Below are 18,209 nucleotides of genomic sequence, written 5' to 3'. Positions count from 1 at the left end.
ACATGATAATGAGTAATGATAAAAAAGTATTACCACCTGATGAAGTTAATAGCCCGACCCGCCGGCGCTTTTTAACCAAAAGTGCTTTGTTAGCAACCGGTGGCATGATGTCGCTGGCAATGAGTCAGGCAGGGCATGCTGCTCCAGTGACAATTAATGTACCGGAAACCCTGTCCGGCGGAAGAACCCGCTTTCATCAAATTTATGATGTGATTATCGTCGGCAGTGGTTTTGCCGGTCTGGCCGCCGCACTGGAGGCAAAATCACACGGGTTGAGCGTACTGGTGATTGATAAGATGCCAGTATTCGGTGGCAACTCGACTATTAACGGCGGCGCATTTGCCGTCGCCGGTTCACCGCTGCAAAAAGAGGCCGGCATTGAAGATTCACCGGAACTGATGTTTAAAGATATGCTCAAGGCCGGACGCGGGCTGAATCATCAGGATATCCTCCACGTATTAGTTAATGGCACGCTGGAGGCCTATGAATTCACCTTAAAACATGGCGTACGTTACAAGCCGTTTGTTCAACACTTTGGCGGGCATACGGTTCCTCGGACCTTACAAACCGTTGAGAGCTCTGGCGCTGGCATCATTATGCCAATGCGTGAATCCGCTCAAAAATTAGGGGTGATATTTAAAACACGCTGCAAGTTTGAATCCTTTATTCAGGATAACAAACAAACCGTTATCGGCATTCAGGTTAAGGAAGATTACCGCTTCCCGGATGAAGCGTCAGGTACATCCAGAAACTATGCGGCCCGCCACGGAGTTATCATGTGCAGCGGTGGTTTTGGTAATGACTTACGCTTTCGTATGCTGCAAGACCCGCAGCTAAATACCGATGTCGATACCACTAACCATGAAGGGGCAACGGCAGAAGCCATGCTGGCCATGTTAAAAATCGGCGCAACCCCGGTACAGCTGGATCTGATCCAACTGGGGCCTTGGTCCTCTCCTGATGAAAAAGGCTTCGGATACGTTTCCCAATTTAATACCATTGCCGGCTACCCACAGGGAATCATCGTCGATGTCCGTACCGGAAAGCGTTTCACTAACGAACTGGCTGACCGCAAAGCCAGAGAAGATGCCATTCTTGCGCAACGAGATGCTGAAGGTAAACCGGTCTATCCGGTCTGCTTTACCAATCTTGAAGGCGCTAAGCAGGCTCAAAGCCTGCCCGGTGCACTCAAATATAACGTAGCCTGGCAGTTCGACACCCTGAAAGAGCTGGCGGATCACTTCGCTATTCCCTATGAAAACCTGCAAAAAGAAGTCGATGTCTATAACGCTGCGGTAAAGAAAGGCAGCGGAGATCCGATGGGCAAAGATGTGAGCCGGGCGATATCAATAGAGCAAGGACCTTATGTTGCCGTCCGAGTCTGGCCAAAGGTGCATTACACCATGGGTGGCGTTCAAATCAACGTTAACGCACAGGTTATCGATTCCATTTCAGGGCAACCAATTAATGGTTTATATGCCGCCGGAGAAGTCACCGGCGGGCCGCATGGTGCCAGCCGATTGGGCAGCTGTGCCGTCGCCGATGGACTAGTGCTGGGGAGGATTGCCGGAGCGCATATTGCCACCAGACCTGCCGACCCTTTGTTTAACACGTCAGCATCAGACAACGCCTAAGCAACGGGAGAAGCTATGTCTATTTATCAACGTATCGCTATTGTTTTACTTGCGCTGTTCAGCTTTACCGTCTGGGCTCAGAATACGGCTGAGCCAGCCAATGACGGTAAAGCCTTTCAGCAAAAGCTCAGTGATATCACTATTAAACCTTACCATAAACCACTGGAAGCAACCGGTAATCAGGCCAGTTGTCAGCTCTGCCACGGCGCTAAAACCCCAACCACGCCACCTAACGACGATAACTGTCTGACCTGTCACGGAAGTACTGACCAGATAGCCGCTATGACCGAGCCAAAATCGGATGAGGCACACCCAGAGCCAAACCCGCACAACTCAATTCACTACGGTAAAGATGTGCCTTGTAGTGTATGCCATAGCGAGCATCAACCATCCAAGGTCTATTGCAATAGCTGTCACCTGTTCAAATACCCCAATATGAAACCATGATGAGGATATGATGAAGACAGTATCAATAGGAAAATGGCTGGGGTATATCTTCCGTGCCGCCGGGATATTGGGCTTACTCACCTTTGCTCTTTATACTCAGGCCGCCGGAGACATTAACGCCCAGTGCCAGCGCTGCCATAGTGACAGTGATATTCATGCCGTTACGCCGGATAAGTCCGGAGCTAAGCTGTTGATTACGGATGAAAGCTATCAGGACAGCGTCCACGCAAAAGTTCCCTGCGTAGCATGCCACCAAAGTGTCAACGGCAATGCCGGATTTGAGGCCCTGCCTCATGTTCAAACCACCGTGGCATCCAACAGTTGTGAAAGCTGCCACGGACTGATCCAGCATAAGATTACCGATGCTTATAAAAAGAGCGTACATGCAACCAAGATAGATCAGGGGAAGTTCACCTGTGAATCCTGTCATGACGCTCATACCATGCAGGCGGGTATTATCACTCAACCAACTGCACAGCAAATCACAGCATCGAACGCGATGTGTACCGACTGCCATACCCGACCAACGGTATATAAAACCCTGTCCGGAGGTAAGAAAGTCACTGAGCAAGACCTGACGCATCAGTCATTACCCAATCCGCCACTGCACTTAAGCTCACTGCGCTGCATCGATTGTCATGCCAGCAGTCAGGACACCACCCTGCATAATATTGCACCGGCTAAAGAGAGCCTAACCTGTAAGCAATGCCACTCCGAAGAGTCACTGTTAATTCAGCGACAAAACTTCACGCCGGTAGAACAGAACCTGGCCGGCAGCCTGCTTAATCAGGGGCTGTTTGATGACAAAGCGCTTCAGGATAAGCTCAATGCTTTGGGCGGCATTCCGGCAGAAAAACAGATCCAGTGGGTTAAGGGTACGCTATTTACCAACAGCTATATGATTGGTGCTAACGGCGATATTCGTTGGGATAAAACCATTATCACCCTCACCGGAGGGCTATTCTTACTACTGTTCGGGCACGGCCTGATTCGTTTAGTGACGGCCTCGAAACGCAGGTCATTAACCGCAGCAATGTCATGGCATAAAACCTACCTGTATACCCTACCGGTCCGGGTGTGGCACTGGCTGAATGCCCTGTGTTTTATTTTGTTATTGGTCTCTGGCGTTGGCATGCATTTCGCTCAGGGAGAACTTGCAACCTGGGTTGATCTGCATAATTTCGTTGGTATCGCGCTCTGCATTATCTGGCTAATGTTTATCCTGATAAACCTGCTAGGAAATGGTCACCATTATATCATCAGGATTTCAGGGCTATTGGGCAGAATATATCGACAAACCAGATACTATCTGTATGGCATATTCACCGGCGCGGAGCACCCCGAGCACCCGACGGCGAACAATAAATTTAATCCATTACAGCAGCTAGGCTACGTCGCCGTCATGTATTTGGTCGTGCCGCTACTGATAGTTACCGGATTATTGATGCTCTATTCCGACTATACGCCAGCAACTTTATTTGGCCTTCCGGGCAAGCTGGTTGTGGCTTATACCCACTACGGGCTGGCGGCAATCTCCCTGCTATTCTTGCTGGTGCATCTGTATCTTTGCACTACCGGTGATAGCTTGAGCGCACTGTTTAAAGGTATGGTTGATGGTTATCACCGTTATAAAAGCAAAGGTGATAAGCACTGATTAGAATGACAACGTAGTTGTTTATTAGCCGTCATCCAACCCCTTTTATCGGTTTATCGATAAAAGGGGTTTTCTATTTTAATTATCTGATTTCAATTTATTGAGAACATATTGGTTCAAAATATAAAACATCTAACCCAATATTTTAACCATTTAACACACTGTGATTAATCTAGATAACAAACTGATATTTAAATAAATATGAATACCCTAATTAGATTGAGATAAATCAGGGCATGCCTCTATACAAAAGTTTACATTTAAGAATATTAGTCTAATAAACAACCCATGAGGCATGGCTAAATAACAGGGATACTTACTATGCATGAAGCGTTGTGCAGTACTCTTCATTTGGATAAAGCCATTTCGGCCTGTGTCAAAGCCGCACCGAAAAGCTTTCCTATTGATGGAATATTCCTGAATTATTATCGCGATGATATCCAGAGCATTCAGTTCTTAGCACTCGCCACGCAAAATCGCAGCCACCTGAAGCTGGACGTTCTTTCTATCCCGCAACACGTTCTGTCTAATTTTATTGTCAGTGATAACTTTACTACCGTCATTCTGAACCGTTTATCCGATGAACCATTGACTGATTTCGTGGTTAAAACTCACTTTCGCAAAGTGAAGTCAGCTATTGTCATGCGGCTTAAAGTGGATGATACCCGCTTAGGTGCCGTAGTATTTTTTAGCTATCAGGTCAACGCCTTCCAGCCGCAGCACGCGGCACTGGTTGAGTCGCTGCGCGGCCCATTCTCGCTATTGGCATCCCGTGCGTTATTACATCTGGGGCTGATTAGTGAAGAGAACAAGCATACCCGTTACTCTTCTCATACCTCACATCATGCTTCTCAGCCGAAAGAGCTACTGCCCCCCGGATTTATTGCCGCACAGAACAGTCCTATTTCTGCCTTACTGAGCCAATTGCCTGCAATATCTCAAAGCCATCAGCCGATAGTCATTAACGGTGAGGAAGGTACCGGTAAATCCCGCTTAGCTCACCATATTCATCAGTTATTCAATCAGCCTGATAAGCCGCTTGCGGCGCTTTATGCTGAGACCATGACGTTATTTATTACCCAGCCAGATAAGTCGCCTAAAGTAGTCACAATATCTCAGCAAGATGCCATTAACGATACGCTGTTTGATTTCGCAGCGGGCGGAACGCTGCTTATTGAGAACATTGAGTGTTTACCTGAAAATATACGCATTCAGATAATGAAAAATATCCAGATCGGGCAAGAGCAAGATCGTTTGTCTCACATTATTATTACCCGCACGCTGCCCAATCAAACGCTGGTAGATTCTGATAATTTATTGAGCTGCTGTGCCTTCGACAGACTGTTTTGTTTATGTATCTCGCTACTGCCCCTCAGGCAACGAAAAGAAGATATTCCTGAGCTGGTCACCCACTATCTGCTAAAGCTGGGAAAAAAATATCAGCGACGTTTGCCATTATTATCAACCCGTTTCCAGCGTTCATTACTCACCTATGGCTGGCCGGGAAATATTGCAGAATTGATTGCCCGTTTAGAAAAAGCCTTAATCTCATCTCATAGCGATATTCTGGATATAAAGCCTGGGGAGTATGAGCAGGAATTATCAGGGGCCGAACCGAGTATTTTATCGCTGAATGAAATAGTTAAACGCCATATTATTGATGTGCTGAAACACACTAATGGAAAAGTGTCGGGGGAAGGTGGCGCAGCTCAACTGCTTAAAGTAAACAGTAATACGCTTAACAGTAAAATGAAAAAACTGGGAATAACCAAAGAAAATTTTATGCAAAATAGCCGGGAATAGGCTGACAATTAAACCATTGTCACGCTCAATGGGTGAAAGTCAGTAGCCCGTCTAAATCCTCTTCTGCATCTTTAAACAGGGAAAATAGCGATCTAAAATCCAGCGACTGTTTATCAAAATGCAAAAATACTATTTCTACCGGTAGATTAATTTGTACGGTCAGCATGTCCCATAACGCATCAAGATTATTACCAAACCAATCCGGTAGCAGAAATATATCGACAAATTGCAGGTAAAAATCAGACATTGACCCTATGTTTGAAAAGTCAAAAATAACCTTTTTCATCATCGTATAACCTCAGTAAAGTTTTTATAGTGATTGTGGGTCACATAAATTAAGCCGTCATTAGAATAAAGTAATCTCTCTGCGCCTCGATGGCCGCAACGATAATTAATATCTGCCTCAAACCATATCCGCCCGGATGCGGTAGGTAAGGCTTTTTCCCGATTAGAAAAGCGATCTCCGCCAATTGCCCTACCGGGTAATATGCTGCACAAATTACCTTCTCGAGAATTCCATCCCTGTGCACGGGCCTGTTGCTTTGTCACATAATAGTCCGGTAATCGATCATTCTTACGTAAATAACTCACGACAACGTCTTGCCGGGTGAGCTGATCTATATCAACAGAAGATGAACTCACGGGCTTTGATTGTGTCGTCGCTGGCGGTGATGTTGATATTGCAGACGTATCATCAGTGGAATACATCTTATTGAACACAATGCCGACAATAATCAACAACACACAAAAAACTAATATTCCCAGCGTATTTCTCTTCATATTCTCTTAATCAAAAATGATGACCGTTAACTAATACATTAGATTAAACAAACCAATTTCACCATCCTAACACTCCTAAAAAATTAACCAACATAATCACTCAATTAAATGTCACTATCTGTATCCAAATAATGTCTTCGAGAAAATAGTCCTTATTTTTTAATCTGTCAGCTGAGATTTATCTTTACGTTTACTGAATAACTTCAACTCAGCAACGATAACAAAAGTTATTACAACTAATAGTCCCCATGAGCCTATTTTACTTAAATGGACCCATGCCCAGCTATTCACCTGATTCGGATACTGCCATCCGCCAAACAGCGTGGCTATATTTTCAGCTATCCAGACAAAGAAACCGATGAATAAAAATGCCAGCGGTAATGGCATCCAAAATTCACGAACCATGGGTTTAAAGTGAACTTTTGTTTTCCAAAAAACAATCACTAACGCAATGGTTAATAACCAACGATAATCACCTATAAAATGATGAGTAAAAAAATTCAGATAGATAGCGGATGCTAATAATATAGCCACAAGGTGAGGCGGATATCCCGTCAACCTTAAAGAAAGGTGGCACCAGGATTGCAACATAAAGCTGGCCACCGCAGCATGCATAAATCCACTGTATAACGGCGCGCCGAATACTTTGGTATAGGCAAATTCGGGATAACTCCATGAGCCAATTGCCGGCGATGTTTTAAATATCTCTAACGCCAGCCCGAGCAGATGAAATAACGAAATAACCATCAGCTCTCTTTTAGTCTCCAGTCCGCTATACACCATTAAAAATTGCACCGCCAGAGCGATAATCAAAACAAAATCATAACGGGGTAAATTCCCTAACGGGACCAGCTTAGAGAACGCTAAGGTAATAAAAAAAGTGACGGCAAAAATACAGCTTAACGCCTCTTTAATACCAAAACTCCAGAACTCTAATAGCGGTAAAGGCAGGCTATGCATCCAACGCGGTGTATACCATGAAAACGCATAGTTAGATGATGGATAAGGATAAATATCAATCGCGGACATTGCCTGGTTCCTGCCATGTTCATTAATGGCAAAAATGTAGCAATGTAATATGTAGAATAGATGAAGCCAGTGTGAAGTGAAGCAGCAATAAAAAATAGAGCCTTGGAGACATTCCCCAAAGCTCTATTACTGGCAAATAATAAGGTTACAACGAATTAAATTTGCCCTAAATAATCCCGTTTACCAACGGCAACACCGTTATGGCGTAGAATATTGTACGCAGTGGTAATATGAAAATAGATATTCGGCAGAGAATGTTGCAGCAGGAACACTTCGCTGGTCATCGGATCCGGGTACCAATTGAGTGTGACTTTACGATCTTCACAGCCGTTGAAATCCTGCTCTTTTATGGTTTGGATAAACGCGATGGTTTTTGCAATCCGCTCTTTTAGCTGCTCAAAAGTGGTTTCATCATCTTTGTAGCTCGGTACGTCAAGGCCAGCCAGACGGGCAGCACAGCTTTTTGTCATATCGCTGACTAACTGAACCTGGCGGGACAGCGGGAACATATCCGGCGACAGTCGCGCATTCAGTAAAACGGATTGCTCAATCTTTTTCTCAGCACAGAAGATAACGGCTAAATCGATCAGATGATCTAAATTATTCAGCCCCCGAACGGTGCTTTGGGTCGCTATTTGATAATAAGACAGACTCATTTTAACTCCTGAAAAACAGTGCACAACGATTAGTCCTTACGACACTACGTCCGTAAGCTAATCAGATTGCCGAACTAAAGCTCAGTTCGGATATAAATCCTGCTTTCTGACAGAAAATAGCCTATAGCGCCCAACGTCACCGAGACGCTAGTAGCCTCCGCGCTGAAGGGCCAGTTATATCAATAAACTAAGCCGTACCGCCCACTGTCAGATTATCTAACTTAAGGGTAGGCTGGCCGACACCAACAGGCACGCTCTGCCCTTCTTTACCACAAACGCCTACCCCTTTATCCAGCGCCAGATCGTTACCCACCATTGAAATTTGCTGCATAGCTTCAATACCGGAACCGATTAAGGTTGCGCCTTTAACCGCCTTGCCAATACGGCCATTTTCGATCAGATAGGCTTCAGAAGTAGAGAATACAAATTTACCGGAAGTAATATCGACCTGACCTCCGCCAAAATTCGGCGCATACAAACCATATTCTACGCTGGCGATGATCTCTTCACGCGTTGACTGCCCGGCTAGCATATAAGTATTAGTCATGCGTGGCATCGGTAAGCAGGCATAAGACTCACGGCGACCGTTTCCGGTTGGTGATAACCCCATCAGGCGAGCGTTGAGCTTATCCTGAATGTAACCTTTTAGAATGCCCTTCTCGATCAATACATTGTACTGGCCCGGAACGCCTTCATCATCAATAGCCACAGAGCCTCTGCGCCCAACCATAGTACCGTCGTCAACAACGGTACATAGCTCAGAAGCCACTAACTCGCCTACCCGCCCGCTGAAAACAGATGAGCCTTTACGATTAAAATCACCTTCCAGCCCATGGCCTACCGCTTCATGTAGCAGAACGCCCGGCCAACCGGCACCCAGAACGACGGGCATTGCACCAGCGGGAGCCGCAATAGCCGAAAGATTGATTAACGCCATTCTCACGGCTTCCTGAGCGTAAACCTCAGCCCGGATTCCCATATCGGTATTTTCAAGGAAATAGTCATAGCCAACCCGACCACCGCCGCCGCTAGAACCGCGCTCACGCTTTCCATCTTCTTCAACTAATACGCTAACAGAGAAACGAACCAGTGGACGAATATCTGCGGCTAAGGTTCCATCAGTAGCGGCAACCAGTACCTGCTCATAAACACCGCTGATGCTTGCCGTCACTTCTTGAACTCGTTTATCAGCATTACGGGCAACTTTATCAACCTGATGCAATAGCTCAATTTTAGCTTCGCGGGACAGGCTTTGTAGCGGATCTAAGGCCGGATAGAGGGAAACATAATTCACAGCCCCTAAAACATGACTCTTTCCGTTACCTTTATCACTGACGATGCTGCGCGCAGCATGGGCACTTTGCGTTAATGCGTTCAGCGTAATTTGGTCTGCATAGGCAAATCCTGTTTTCTCACCGCTAACCGCTCGCACGCCAACGCCCTGATCGATGTTGTAAGAGCCATCTTTAATAATGCCATCTTCGATAACCCAGGACTCATGGTAACTGGATTGGAAATAGAGATCGGCATAATCCAAACGACGTTCAGACATTTGGCCAAGAACGTTAAATAAGTCCTGATGGCTTAATTTATTAGCAGCAAGTAACTGCTCACTGACCAATGTCAGATTCATAATGATTATTCGCTCTTTGTCTGTGGGTTTATCAGCATCGGCTGAAATCTATTGTGTTGCATTACTGGCATTTGCTCGCGAAGCTTTTGCATACCAGAGGTATCAACATGAACCTTTATTCCTTCCACCGTATCGGCATTCAAACCAACAATCGTGCCCCATGGGTCAATTGCCATGGTATGGCCCCAAGTACGGCGGGTAGCGCCATGGCGCCCGACCTGAGCCGGTGCTAAAACCCAGCACTGATTCTCTATCGCACGGGCACGTAACAAGATTTCCCAATGGGCTTCACCGGTCACGCGGGTAAATGCAGCCGGAATAGAAATTAATTCAGCGCCCTGAGCCCGCAATGCCTGAAACAGGCCGGGGAAACGCAGGTCATAGCAAATAGTCATCCCTAACCGGCCAACGGGGGTATCAACCACGGTAATATGCTTACCGTAATCATAAGTATCAGACTCACGATAGTGGCCATGGCTGTCTGCCACATCCACATCAAACATATGTAGCTTATCGTAACGGGCCTTCAGCTCTCCCTGATCGTCGAACAATAAGCTACTGGCGGTCAGGCGATTAGGATCATCTTTACTGACTAACGGCATTGAGCCGATAAGAATCCAGACGCCATAACGAATAGCCATTTCCCGAATAGCGTCCTGTAGAGGACCACTGCCTTCTGTTTCCGCATTTTTATAATAAACAGGCGTATCCGCAAACAATAACGCATTCTCAGGCGTCATCACCAATTTCACATGAGGTTGCAGTTGCTTAATTTGTTGTTCAATCTGCGCTAAGTTAGCGCGAATATTATCCCCACTGCATAATTGTAATAAGGCAACATTAGACTTTCTCATCAACTTCCATCCTCTATCGGTTTACGTAGTACTTCATCTACCACCGGATTACCAAAATCGCCATCAATCTTATAGCGAATAAAAGAAACCTTATTCCATAGCGGCCCCAGCACCTGACTGGCTGCAAATACCGCAGCGCCGGCTATCGGATTAATCACAAATGCCGTTGCAACGCCTACAGTAGCAGAAATTTCAGGTGCTACCACCGCATTAAGAGCCAATCGTTGGTTAACTAAATCAACGCTACCATCAATGGCGATATCAGCCGATAGCCCATCAATCAGTAAATCATTGGTTTTCACTATACCGTTAACCACTTTAGTACTACCGGTAATGCTATCAAACAAAAAAGCATTGCTAAAGGTATCGCTAAAGTCGAGCCGTAGCTTACGCAGCAGCGAATTGAAACTCAGAAGCTGAAGGATTTGGCTGGCATGCCCACCGACATCGTTGATCTGACCTTTACCTAACTTAGCGGTTGTTTGGCCATTTAAGGTATCCAATCTAGGCGCCCATGGCTCACCCTGCCATGTAAGATCGAATGAGATATCAAATGGAGCACCTTGGAGTGGTGTATGTACGCCAAAATACTGCATGCTTTGGCTCACATTATCACCAGAAAGCTGGCCGTCAACTCGAGTTGCCGAACCCGCAGGTGAACGCAGCCAATCAGCGCTGTATAATAACTTGGCAACCCCGGCGTCAATCAGCCCGTTAGCGATACTGATACTGTTATTACGAAAGCTTACGTCAGCATTCACAATCCCTAAGCGCTGCCCCATTCCCCAACAATCTTTACAGCGAATTTTCATTCCCGGTAACCGCTCAAGATTAAAGGCAGCGAGCTCCCCCTTAGTGGCTTGATGGGCATCATTTTTGTCAGAATTCAGCAGGCTATCTAGCTTGGGGTTAAAGTAAAAATAATCGATATTTACATTCCATGGCTGGCCAGGCTGAATGTCCAACGAACCATTAATCTCTTTCCCTTTGATGGCTATATTTGTCGCATTCAGTTGATTTTGCACATCTACCGTCAACCCATTCCAGTATTGCCCGGCCAGTGCCATCTGCGGAGCAGAAAACATCCATCGTTGAGGTAATTGCAAACCACCGGGTGTATTAATGCCACTAAGATTATTGCTATTTAACAACGGCGCTAGCACCGGAAGTACCTTTTCAGCATCAAAAGCAGGTAGCTGAATGTACAGCATATCCGTTGTTGGTAATTCCAGTGTTTTCGCGTTATTCGCGGTCCACGTTAGGCGGGATAACTTAGTGCCATTTTTTCCGAACGCCCACTGGCTATCGATATCCTGATTACCAGCAAAGGATCCGTTCATTCTAAATCCGTTCAGATCGCCGTTAGCTTCAAGCTTTATCGGTAGCGAAGTGCCTGCACTCTTATTTAACGGAGCTGGTAAGCGACTGCTTACACTCTTCAGGTCACCGCTAAACGCCACATCATATTTAGCCGTACCTTTCGGCGGCAGTGTAATATCGACAGCGCTTTTCCAACTAGCATTACCGGACAGCTTAGGCTTAATGCTATCGGGTAACCACGGCAGTTTAGCCAGCGCCCAATTACCGTTGAGATTAATATTCACCTTATAATCTTTTTTGGTTTCTTGAGTACTAAAATTAAGACTAACCGGCTGCCCGAACCAGTTTGCGGCCAGCGGCCCACTGGTCAGGTTTCCGTTATTAAAATCAAAACTGCCGCTAAGATTTTCTAACGTAGATTCAATAGGCTTAATATACAGACTGTTATTACTTAAGCTTATTTTACCTTTCGCAATAACATCCTCACCGTCCAGCGGAATGCCTAACTGTAAGTGCCCACGAACATTACCACCAATATCCAGTTCATCCAGCGCTGAACCAATAGTATCTTTCATCGGAGAGTGATTCAGATAGTCACGAACATCCCGCCCTTCACCGTTAACATCAGCCGTTACCGTCAAATGTTGTTTAGAAAAGTCTGCAATAATGGCTTCAATATCCGTTCCGGTAACATTTCCCAGCTTGGCCCTCGGAGCCTTCATCCATAGGCCATCATTAATAAAATCTAGGTCTATAGACATCTCAGACAGAGGCTGCCAGTCTGGCTGAAATTTAAAGATCGCCTCGGTCAGCGGAGCATAAACCTCAAACAGGCCGTCTTTATCCGGATAAGGGAATTTCTGCGGATTACCGGAGTAAATCAGCGTCGCGTTATCAGACTTCGCGGCAATAATCGCCGATGAGAGATAGTCGGCCAAATCTTTACCCATTAAAGGTACCGGAAAATAGCGCCACGCATCGCCGCCGTCATAAAGCCTGATACCGGCTAATATGCTAAGCCACGGCTGCTCTCCTTCAACGGCGGTAAAATCAAAACCGCCGTTAACCCACAGAGATTTAGCCTGCACATCTATTTTATCGCCCCATAGGCGAAAATGGTCTTTATCATGGCTCCAATTTACCGTGGCATTCGCCTGACTGACTTCCAGCGGTGCTTTGAACATATCGCCGTAAGGCAGAGTACTGTTATTCAGAATAACATTGACGCTTCCACTACTGGCACTACCTCGAATAGAACCATCGGTGTGGTTACTGCCAGGAATTTGTTTCCATGGCTGCCAGTTAACATCTTTCCAGTTAATTAAAAACTGAGTCTGTTCCGGTGTCTGCAATGGAATATCTAACGCAACCAGCGGCAGGTCACCTTTGGGATTAAGCTTAAACCAAACGTCAAGCACATCCGGAGTCAGAAAGCTAAATATGGGTAATAGTGGGTTGATTCGATCAAGATTCAGGCCACTGGCACGAATACGCAATTGCTCTTCACGCTTTTCACCGGAAGCTAAAACGGCTTCCGGCTGCCAGAACAGGCTTACTTTACCTTTCGGCCATTCAGCTCCGTCAGTTTTTAAATTGAGGGAGGGTACATCTAAGCGCCAGCCATTTGGCTGTCGACTCATATTTACCGACAGTTGTTCAACGTCTAACCGATGGTTCTGATCGTTACTGTGCCAGGTTGCATTACCTTTACTGAGTAAAACATCACCGCCATCAATTTCTCCATCTTTAATATACAACCAAGATGCCAGACTGAATTGGGCATTATCAAATCCAGAATTAGTCTTAAACCAAAGGCTTAGCCATGGCATCATATCAACGTTATCAGCCTGTAAATAAACAGTCCCGTTATCCAATAGCCCCTCTTGGTCCCTTAAATCCAAGCGAACCTGCAATAACCCGTGCTTACCTGCCGGCGTAGTAACATCAAGCTGCCCCTCTGCCCGGTGACGGGCTCGGTCATTAAGCCAGCTTAAACGAGGTATATTCAACGAAATACGATCGCCAGACAGCCCTAAAAAAGAAAGATGGCTATCTTTGAGGGTAAAATTGTCAAACTGCTTTAAGAAGATGTTTTCTAGCGTCGCCGCTTGCGAGTCACCTTCACTTTGCTGGGATTGCCCAAACGTGTAGTCCAGATCGCCATTCAATTGATAAAATGTAAGATCTCGGAACTGCCAGCGGAAATGGAGCAGAGATTGCCAAACATCAAGGGCTAATGTGACACGGGAAATATCAATGTTCCCGACGGTCGTTTGTAGGGTGATATCGCGTAAATCTAACGTCGGGCCAAACATTTCCCAACTACCGTCCATATGCTCTATCTGCATAGGAATTCCGGTCAGTTTATATGCGCTATCTAAAATAAACTCACGGTGTTGATTAATATTGGGTAAAGTAACGCGCAAGCCACCGACAATCAGCGTAAGTAACACTAATAGTACAGTGAGTACTTTTAATAGCATGTGGCTGGTTCGCCTCATCCTTCCCCCTATTCCCCTAATACAGCGACTTTAACAATCAACAGCCATCCGTTGGCTTAAACACCGGTCAAACTGAGACCAATATATAAAAATTATCTGTATCAACTACATCATCACCACATCAAACTGTTCTCGGTTATACAGTGGCTCTATTTGTATTTTAACCTGCTTACCGACAAACAGCTCAACTTCGGCTAAAGAATAAGACTCTTCGCTTTTCAGCGCTTCACCGACATCTGGAGAAGCATAGACTAAGAAGCGATCGGCATCATAGGCATGGTGCACCCGGACAATTTCCCGCAGAATTTCATAACATACTGTTTCAACGGTTTTAACTCTTCCACGCCCACGGCAGCTGGGGCATTCACCACATAGCACGTGTTCCAGACTCTCACGAGTCCGCTTACGGGTCATTTCAACCAGCCCCAGAGCAGAGAAGTCATTGACCCCGGTCTTTACGCGATCTTTCGCCAGCGCCTGCTCTAATGAGCTCAGGACCCGGCGGCGGTGATCTTCCGACGTCATATCGATAAAATCGATAATAATAATGCCGCCAAGATTACGTAACCGAAGCTGCCGGGCAATCGCCTGAGTTGCTTCAATATTGGTGTTAAAAATGGTTTCATCTAAATTACGATGACCCACAAATGCGCCGGTATTAATATCAATAGTGGTCATGGCTTCAGTCTGATCGATAATCAGATAACCACCGGACTTGAGCTCAACCTTGCGATCTAATGCTCGCTGAATTTCGTTCTCAACGTCATATAAATCAAAGATTGGCTGCTTACCGATATAGCGATCGAGCTTAGCGGTCATTTGCGGCATAAACTCAGTGGTAAACTCCACCAGAGAATCATAAGTCAGACGGGAGTCAACGCGAATTCTGTCCAATGACTCACCGGCAAAATCACGCAGCACGCGCTGGGTCAGCGCCAGTTCACCGTATAGCTTATTTTTAGTTCCGCCACGGCCTTTACGCTCAAGAACCTTACCCCATAAGCGTTTCAGAAAGGCAGCATCCTGTGCCAGCTCTTCGCTTCTTACACCTTCCGCCGCGGTACGAATAATAAATCCGCCCATTTCATCACAATATTCGGACACAATCTGTTTTAACCGCTCGCGCTCTTCTTCACTATCTATACGTTGAGAAACCCCCACGTGAGATGCACCCGGCATAAAAACTAAGTAGCGGGAAGGAAGAGTGATATCGGTCGTTAGTCGAGCGCCTTTAGTGCCCAGCGGATCTTTTACCACCTGAACGACTAAATCCTGCCCCTGACGAACCAGTTCGGTAATATCACGAACGTTAAACTGTTTTTGTTCATTATCAGCGATGCATTCAGTATGCGGTATGATGTCTGATGCATGAAGAAAAGCAGCTTTATCCAATCCGATATCGACAAACGCAGCCTGCATTCCGGGTAATACGCGGCTAACGCGCCCTTTATAAATATTACCCACAATTCCGCGTTTAGATTCGCGGTCGATATGGATTTCTTGCAGTATTCCACCGTCAATAAAAGCCACGCGGGTTTCTGACGGCGTTACGTTAACTAATAATTCAGCTGTCATTCTAATTCCTTATTTATATCGCCGATGTTCGCCTGAACAAACTTAGTCAGAAGCTCACGGGTCTCGACTAGGGGCAAGCCTACAACTGCATGATAGCTACCGTTAATTGCGCGGACAAAGCTGCCACCAAAGCCCTGAATACCGTAAGATCCGGCTTTATCCATTGGTTCACCGCTAACAATATATGATTCGATATCTTGTTGAGTTAGCGTGCGAAAAATCACATCAGTAATAACAGAATAGCACATCACATGTCTTTGATTAGCAAAAGCAATCGCAGTAACAACCTGATGCTGATTTCCGGATAGCAAACTCAGCATACGGGCTGCATCGTCCCGATCTTTCGGTTTCTCCAGCACTTTGCCGTTCAACACCACGATGGTATCGGCCCCCAGTACCGGATAATCTTTCTCAGCCACTAAGACACCGGCCTGGGCCTTAGACTTTGCCAACCGGCAAACATAGTCATTTACAGCTTCACCGGGCCGTTGTTGTTCTTCAACATCAATAACCAAGCGTTCAAATGGGATTTGTAATAGTGTCAGTAATTCACTGCGGCGGGGAGAGGCTGAAGCCAGATAAATAGGTTGCATACCAAGTCTCATCTAACGGCAAGGCGCCGGCGTATTTTACGCATTAACAGAAAAATCCACGGCCACAACAGGCCATTAGTGACACTATTCCAGAAAATTTCAGGGCGGAAAGTCACATTACGAACCATAAACTCAGCCCAAAATACGATAACGCCCATCACCAGAGACAATAGCACCACAACCAGAGCCTGTTGCCACAGCGCCATATTACGTAATAGCTGACAGCGGAAGGCGACCACATAGGCAATAATCCCCAAGGATAAGCCTCTGACGCCCAGCGTGGATCCTAATGTTAGGTCCCAAATCAGACCTAAAACAAAGGCGGTACCTACGTTAATCCGATGAGGTAACGCCATAACCCAATAAATAACCATTAATGTCACCCATGACGGGCGAAATAAATATAGCTCGTCCGGCCATGGCATAGTCTGCAAAACTAAAGCGATCAGAAATGATAGCCAAATCACCCAAAGGCCAGAGCTATTATAATGGCTCATTGCCCGCCTCTGGCCGGCTGGCCTGACGCTGGTCGGGTGATAGGAGCTGGTCGATTATTATTTCGATTGGATGCCGGTGCTGCACCTGAAACCGGTGTGGTGGTGCCGGTGGCTGCAGGCGTGGTTGTATTAGTCTCAGTGACCGGTGCCGGAGTCGTTTCAGGTGGTAACACCTGAGGCATCATTTGACGTAAACGCTCTTTAGCAATGCGTCTGACCTCATCCGGAGGTAAGGGTTTATCGTCATCCCTATCACTAGGCCAAAGCAGTAATAAATAGCGTAAACGCTGTAAACCCACCGTAGGGTGAGCCTGAATAACGGTATTGGCGCGCTGGTCATCAATCGTCACCGAAGAAACCACGGCAACCGGATAACCTTCAGGAAAACGCCCGCCTAATCCGGAAGTCACCAACACATCACCAACACGAATATCCGTATCGCGAGGCAAATACTCCAGTTGCAGATCGTCAGTGCAGCCTGAGCCTACCGCAATAACCCGAATATCATTACGCAAAACCTGAATGGGTAAAGAGTGGGATGTATCACAGATCAATAGTACGCGGCTGGTATTGCGGGCAACGGCGACGACCTGACCGACCACCCCCCGGTCATTGATAACCGGCTGGCCTTCATAGACCCCATTCTGAAAACCTTTATCGATCACCACCTGATAGCTGTACGGATCGGATTCAGTAGAGAGCACCTGCGTGATCATCTTATGTTCATCACCGCGTAACGGCGAGCCCAACAGTTCACGTAAACGATTATTTTCCTGCTGTAGTTGCCCGAGCAATAGCAGATCACTACTTTTCAGCAAAAGCTCCTGTCGTAGGGCCTGATTGTCTTTCTGTAGATCTTCGCGGGAGGTAAAAGTGTCAGAAACACCGTCCAGAACGTCACGCGGTCCATTAGCCACAAAAAAGAACGGGCTAATCGCAGTATCCAGAAAGGTGCGTACTTTTGAAAAAACGTTTAATCGGCTATCGGCAACGATCAGCACAATAGCAAAGATAACAGCTAAAAATAGACGGAGCTGCAGGGACGGGCCTCTGCTAAAAATGGGCTTCATAAATTGCATTATCCTTGACGATAGAAAGGGGCTAAAAACCCCTCATGCAGGGACAACTTATTTCTTTTTGTTACCTGATATAGCAGATACCTTCACTGACAAGGGGAAACAGGCTCCAAAGCACAGGAACCAAAGCCTAATCCTTGAAAATATCTGCAATCAG

At 46.2% G+C, this 18,209-nt stretch carries 15 protein-coding genes; 4 read left to right on the top strand and 11 right to left on the bottom strand.

Features of this window, described 5'->3' with window-relative positions:
• The first annotated feature begins 8 nt into the window (after positions 1–8).
• From YWE_RS0125860 to YWE_RS0125845, 4 genes are all read left to right on the top strand, one after another.
• Positions 9–1,634, top strand: coding sequence for a flavocytochrome c (locus YWE_RS0125860; RefSeq protein WP_029097030.1), 1,626 nt, complete (start codon positions 9–11; stop codon positions 1,632–1,634).
• Between the two features lie 15 nt (positions 1,635–1,649).
• On the top strand, positions 1,650–2,081 hold the full coding sequence (locus YWE_RS0125855) for a cytochrome c3 family protein (RefSeq protein WP_029097029.1): 432 nt from the start codon (positions 1,650–1,652) through the stop codon (positions 2,079–2,081).
• A gap of 10 nt (positions 2,082–2,091) precedes the next feature.
• Positions 2,092–3,735: a thiosulfate reductase cytochrome B subunit gene (gene phsC / locus YWE_RS29325; RefSeq protein WP_051323602.1), complete on the top strand. Its 1,644-nt coding sequence runs from the start codon at positions 2,092–2,094 to the stop codon at positions 3,733–3,735.
• Positions 3,736–4,056: 321 nt separating this feature from the next.
• Positions 4,057–5,538: an AAA-type ATPase lid domain-containing protein gene (locus tag YWE_RS0125845; protein WP_029097028.1), complete on the top strand. Its 1,482-nt coding sequence runs from the start codon at positions 4,057–4,059 to the stop codon at positions 5,536–5,538.
• 25 nt (positions 5,539–5,563) lie between these two features.
• On the opposite strand, the gene YWE_RS0125840 is transcribed toward YWE_RS0125845, so the two are convergent.
• The 11 genes from YWE_RS0125840 to mreC form a co-directional block, all read right to left on the bottom strand.
• Positions 5,564–5,824, bottom strand: a complete 261-nt coding sequence (locus YWE_RS0125840) for a barstar family protein (protein ID WP_029097027.1) — start codon at positions 5,822–5,824, stop codon at positions 5,564–5,566.
• Positions 5,824–6,318, bottom strand: a complete 495-nt coding sequence (locus tag YWE_RS0125835) for a ribonuclease domain-containing protein (RefSeq protein WP_036017176.1) — start codon at positions 6,316–6,318, stop codon at positions 5,824–5,826. The genes YWE_RS0125840 and YWE_RS0125835 overlap by 1 nt, the downstream gene beginning before the upstream one ends.
• 159 nt (positions 6,319–6,477) lie before the next feature.
• A complete protein-coding gene (locus YWE_RS0125830; protein ID WP_211231067.1) occupies positions 6,478–7,347 on the bottom strand; it encodes a DUF817 domain-containing protein in 870 nt (289 codons plus the stop codon).
• A gap of 155 nt (positions 7,348–7,502) precedes the next feature.
• Positions 7,503–8,003 carry a DUF1993 domain-containing protein gene (locus tag YWE_RS0125825; protein WP_029097024.1) on the bottom strand — a complete coding sequence of 167 codons (501 nt, stop codon included), beginning with the start codon at positions 8,001–8,003 and terminating at the stop codon, positions 7,503–7,505.
• A 187-nt stretch (positions 8,004–8,190) separates the two neighbouring features.
• The gene (gene tldD / locus YWE_RS0125820; RefSeq protein ID WP_029097023.1) at positions 8,191–9,636 is read right to left on the bottom strand and encodes a metalloprotease TldD; all 1,446 of its coding nucleotides are present in this window, start codon (positions 9,634–9,636) and stop codon (positions 8,191–8,193) included.
• 5 nt (positions 9,637–9,641) lie between these two features.
• Positions 9,642–10,490, bottom strand: coding sequence for a deaminated glutathione amidase (gene nit1 / locus YWE_RS0125815; protein ID WP_029097022.1), 849 nt, complete (start codon positions 10,488–10,490; stop codon positions 9,642–9,644).
• Positions 10,490–14,311, bottom strand: a complete 3,822-nt coding sequence (gene yhdP, locus YWE_RS0125810) for an AsmA2 domain-containing protein YhdP (protein WP_029097021.1) — start codon at positions 14,309–14,311, stop codon at positions 10,490–10,492. Before yhdP ends, nit1 begins: the two co-directional genes overlap by 1 nt.
• A gap of 105 nt (positions 14,312–14,416) precedes the next feature.
• A complete protein-coding gene (gene rng / locus YWE_RS0125805; RefSeq protein ID WP_029097020.1) occupies positions 14,417–15,886 on the bottom strand; it encodes a ribonuclease G in 1,470 nt (489 codons plus the stop codon).
• On the bottom strand, positions 15,883–16,479 hold the full coding sequence (locus tag YWE_RS0125800) for a Maf family protein (RefSeq protein ID WP_029097019.1): 597 nt from the start codon (positions 16,477–16,479) through the stop codon (positions 15,883–15,885). Before YWE_RS0125800 ends, rng begins: the two co-directional genes overlap by 4 nt.
• A gap of 8 nt (positions 16,480–16,487) precedes the next feature.
• Complete coding sequence (gene mreD / locus YWE_RS0125795; protein ID WP_029097018.1) at positions 16,488–16,976, bottom strand: rod shape-determining protein MreD; 489 nt, start codon at positions 16,974–16,976, stop codon at positions 16,488–16,490.
• Entirely contained in the window at positions 16,973–18,046 is a 1,074-nt protein-coding gene (mreC, locus tag YWE_RS28815) for a rod shape-determining protein MreC (protein ID WP_036017174.1), read from the bottom strand. Before mreC ends, mreD begins: the two co-directional genes overlap by 4 nt.
• Positions 18,047–18,209: the final 163 nt, after the last annotated feature.

The sequence above is a fragment of the Budvicia aquatica DSM 5075 = ATCC 35567 genome (assembly GCF_000427805.1).
Taxonomy (GTDB): Bacteria; Pseudomonadota; Gammaproteobacteria; order Enterobacterales; family Enterobacteriaceae; genus Budvicia; species Budvicia aquatica.
This window is presented reverse-complemented; position numbering and strand designations above follow the sequence as displayed.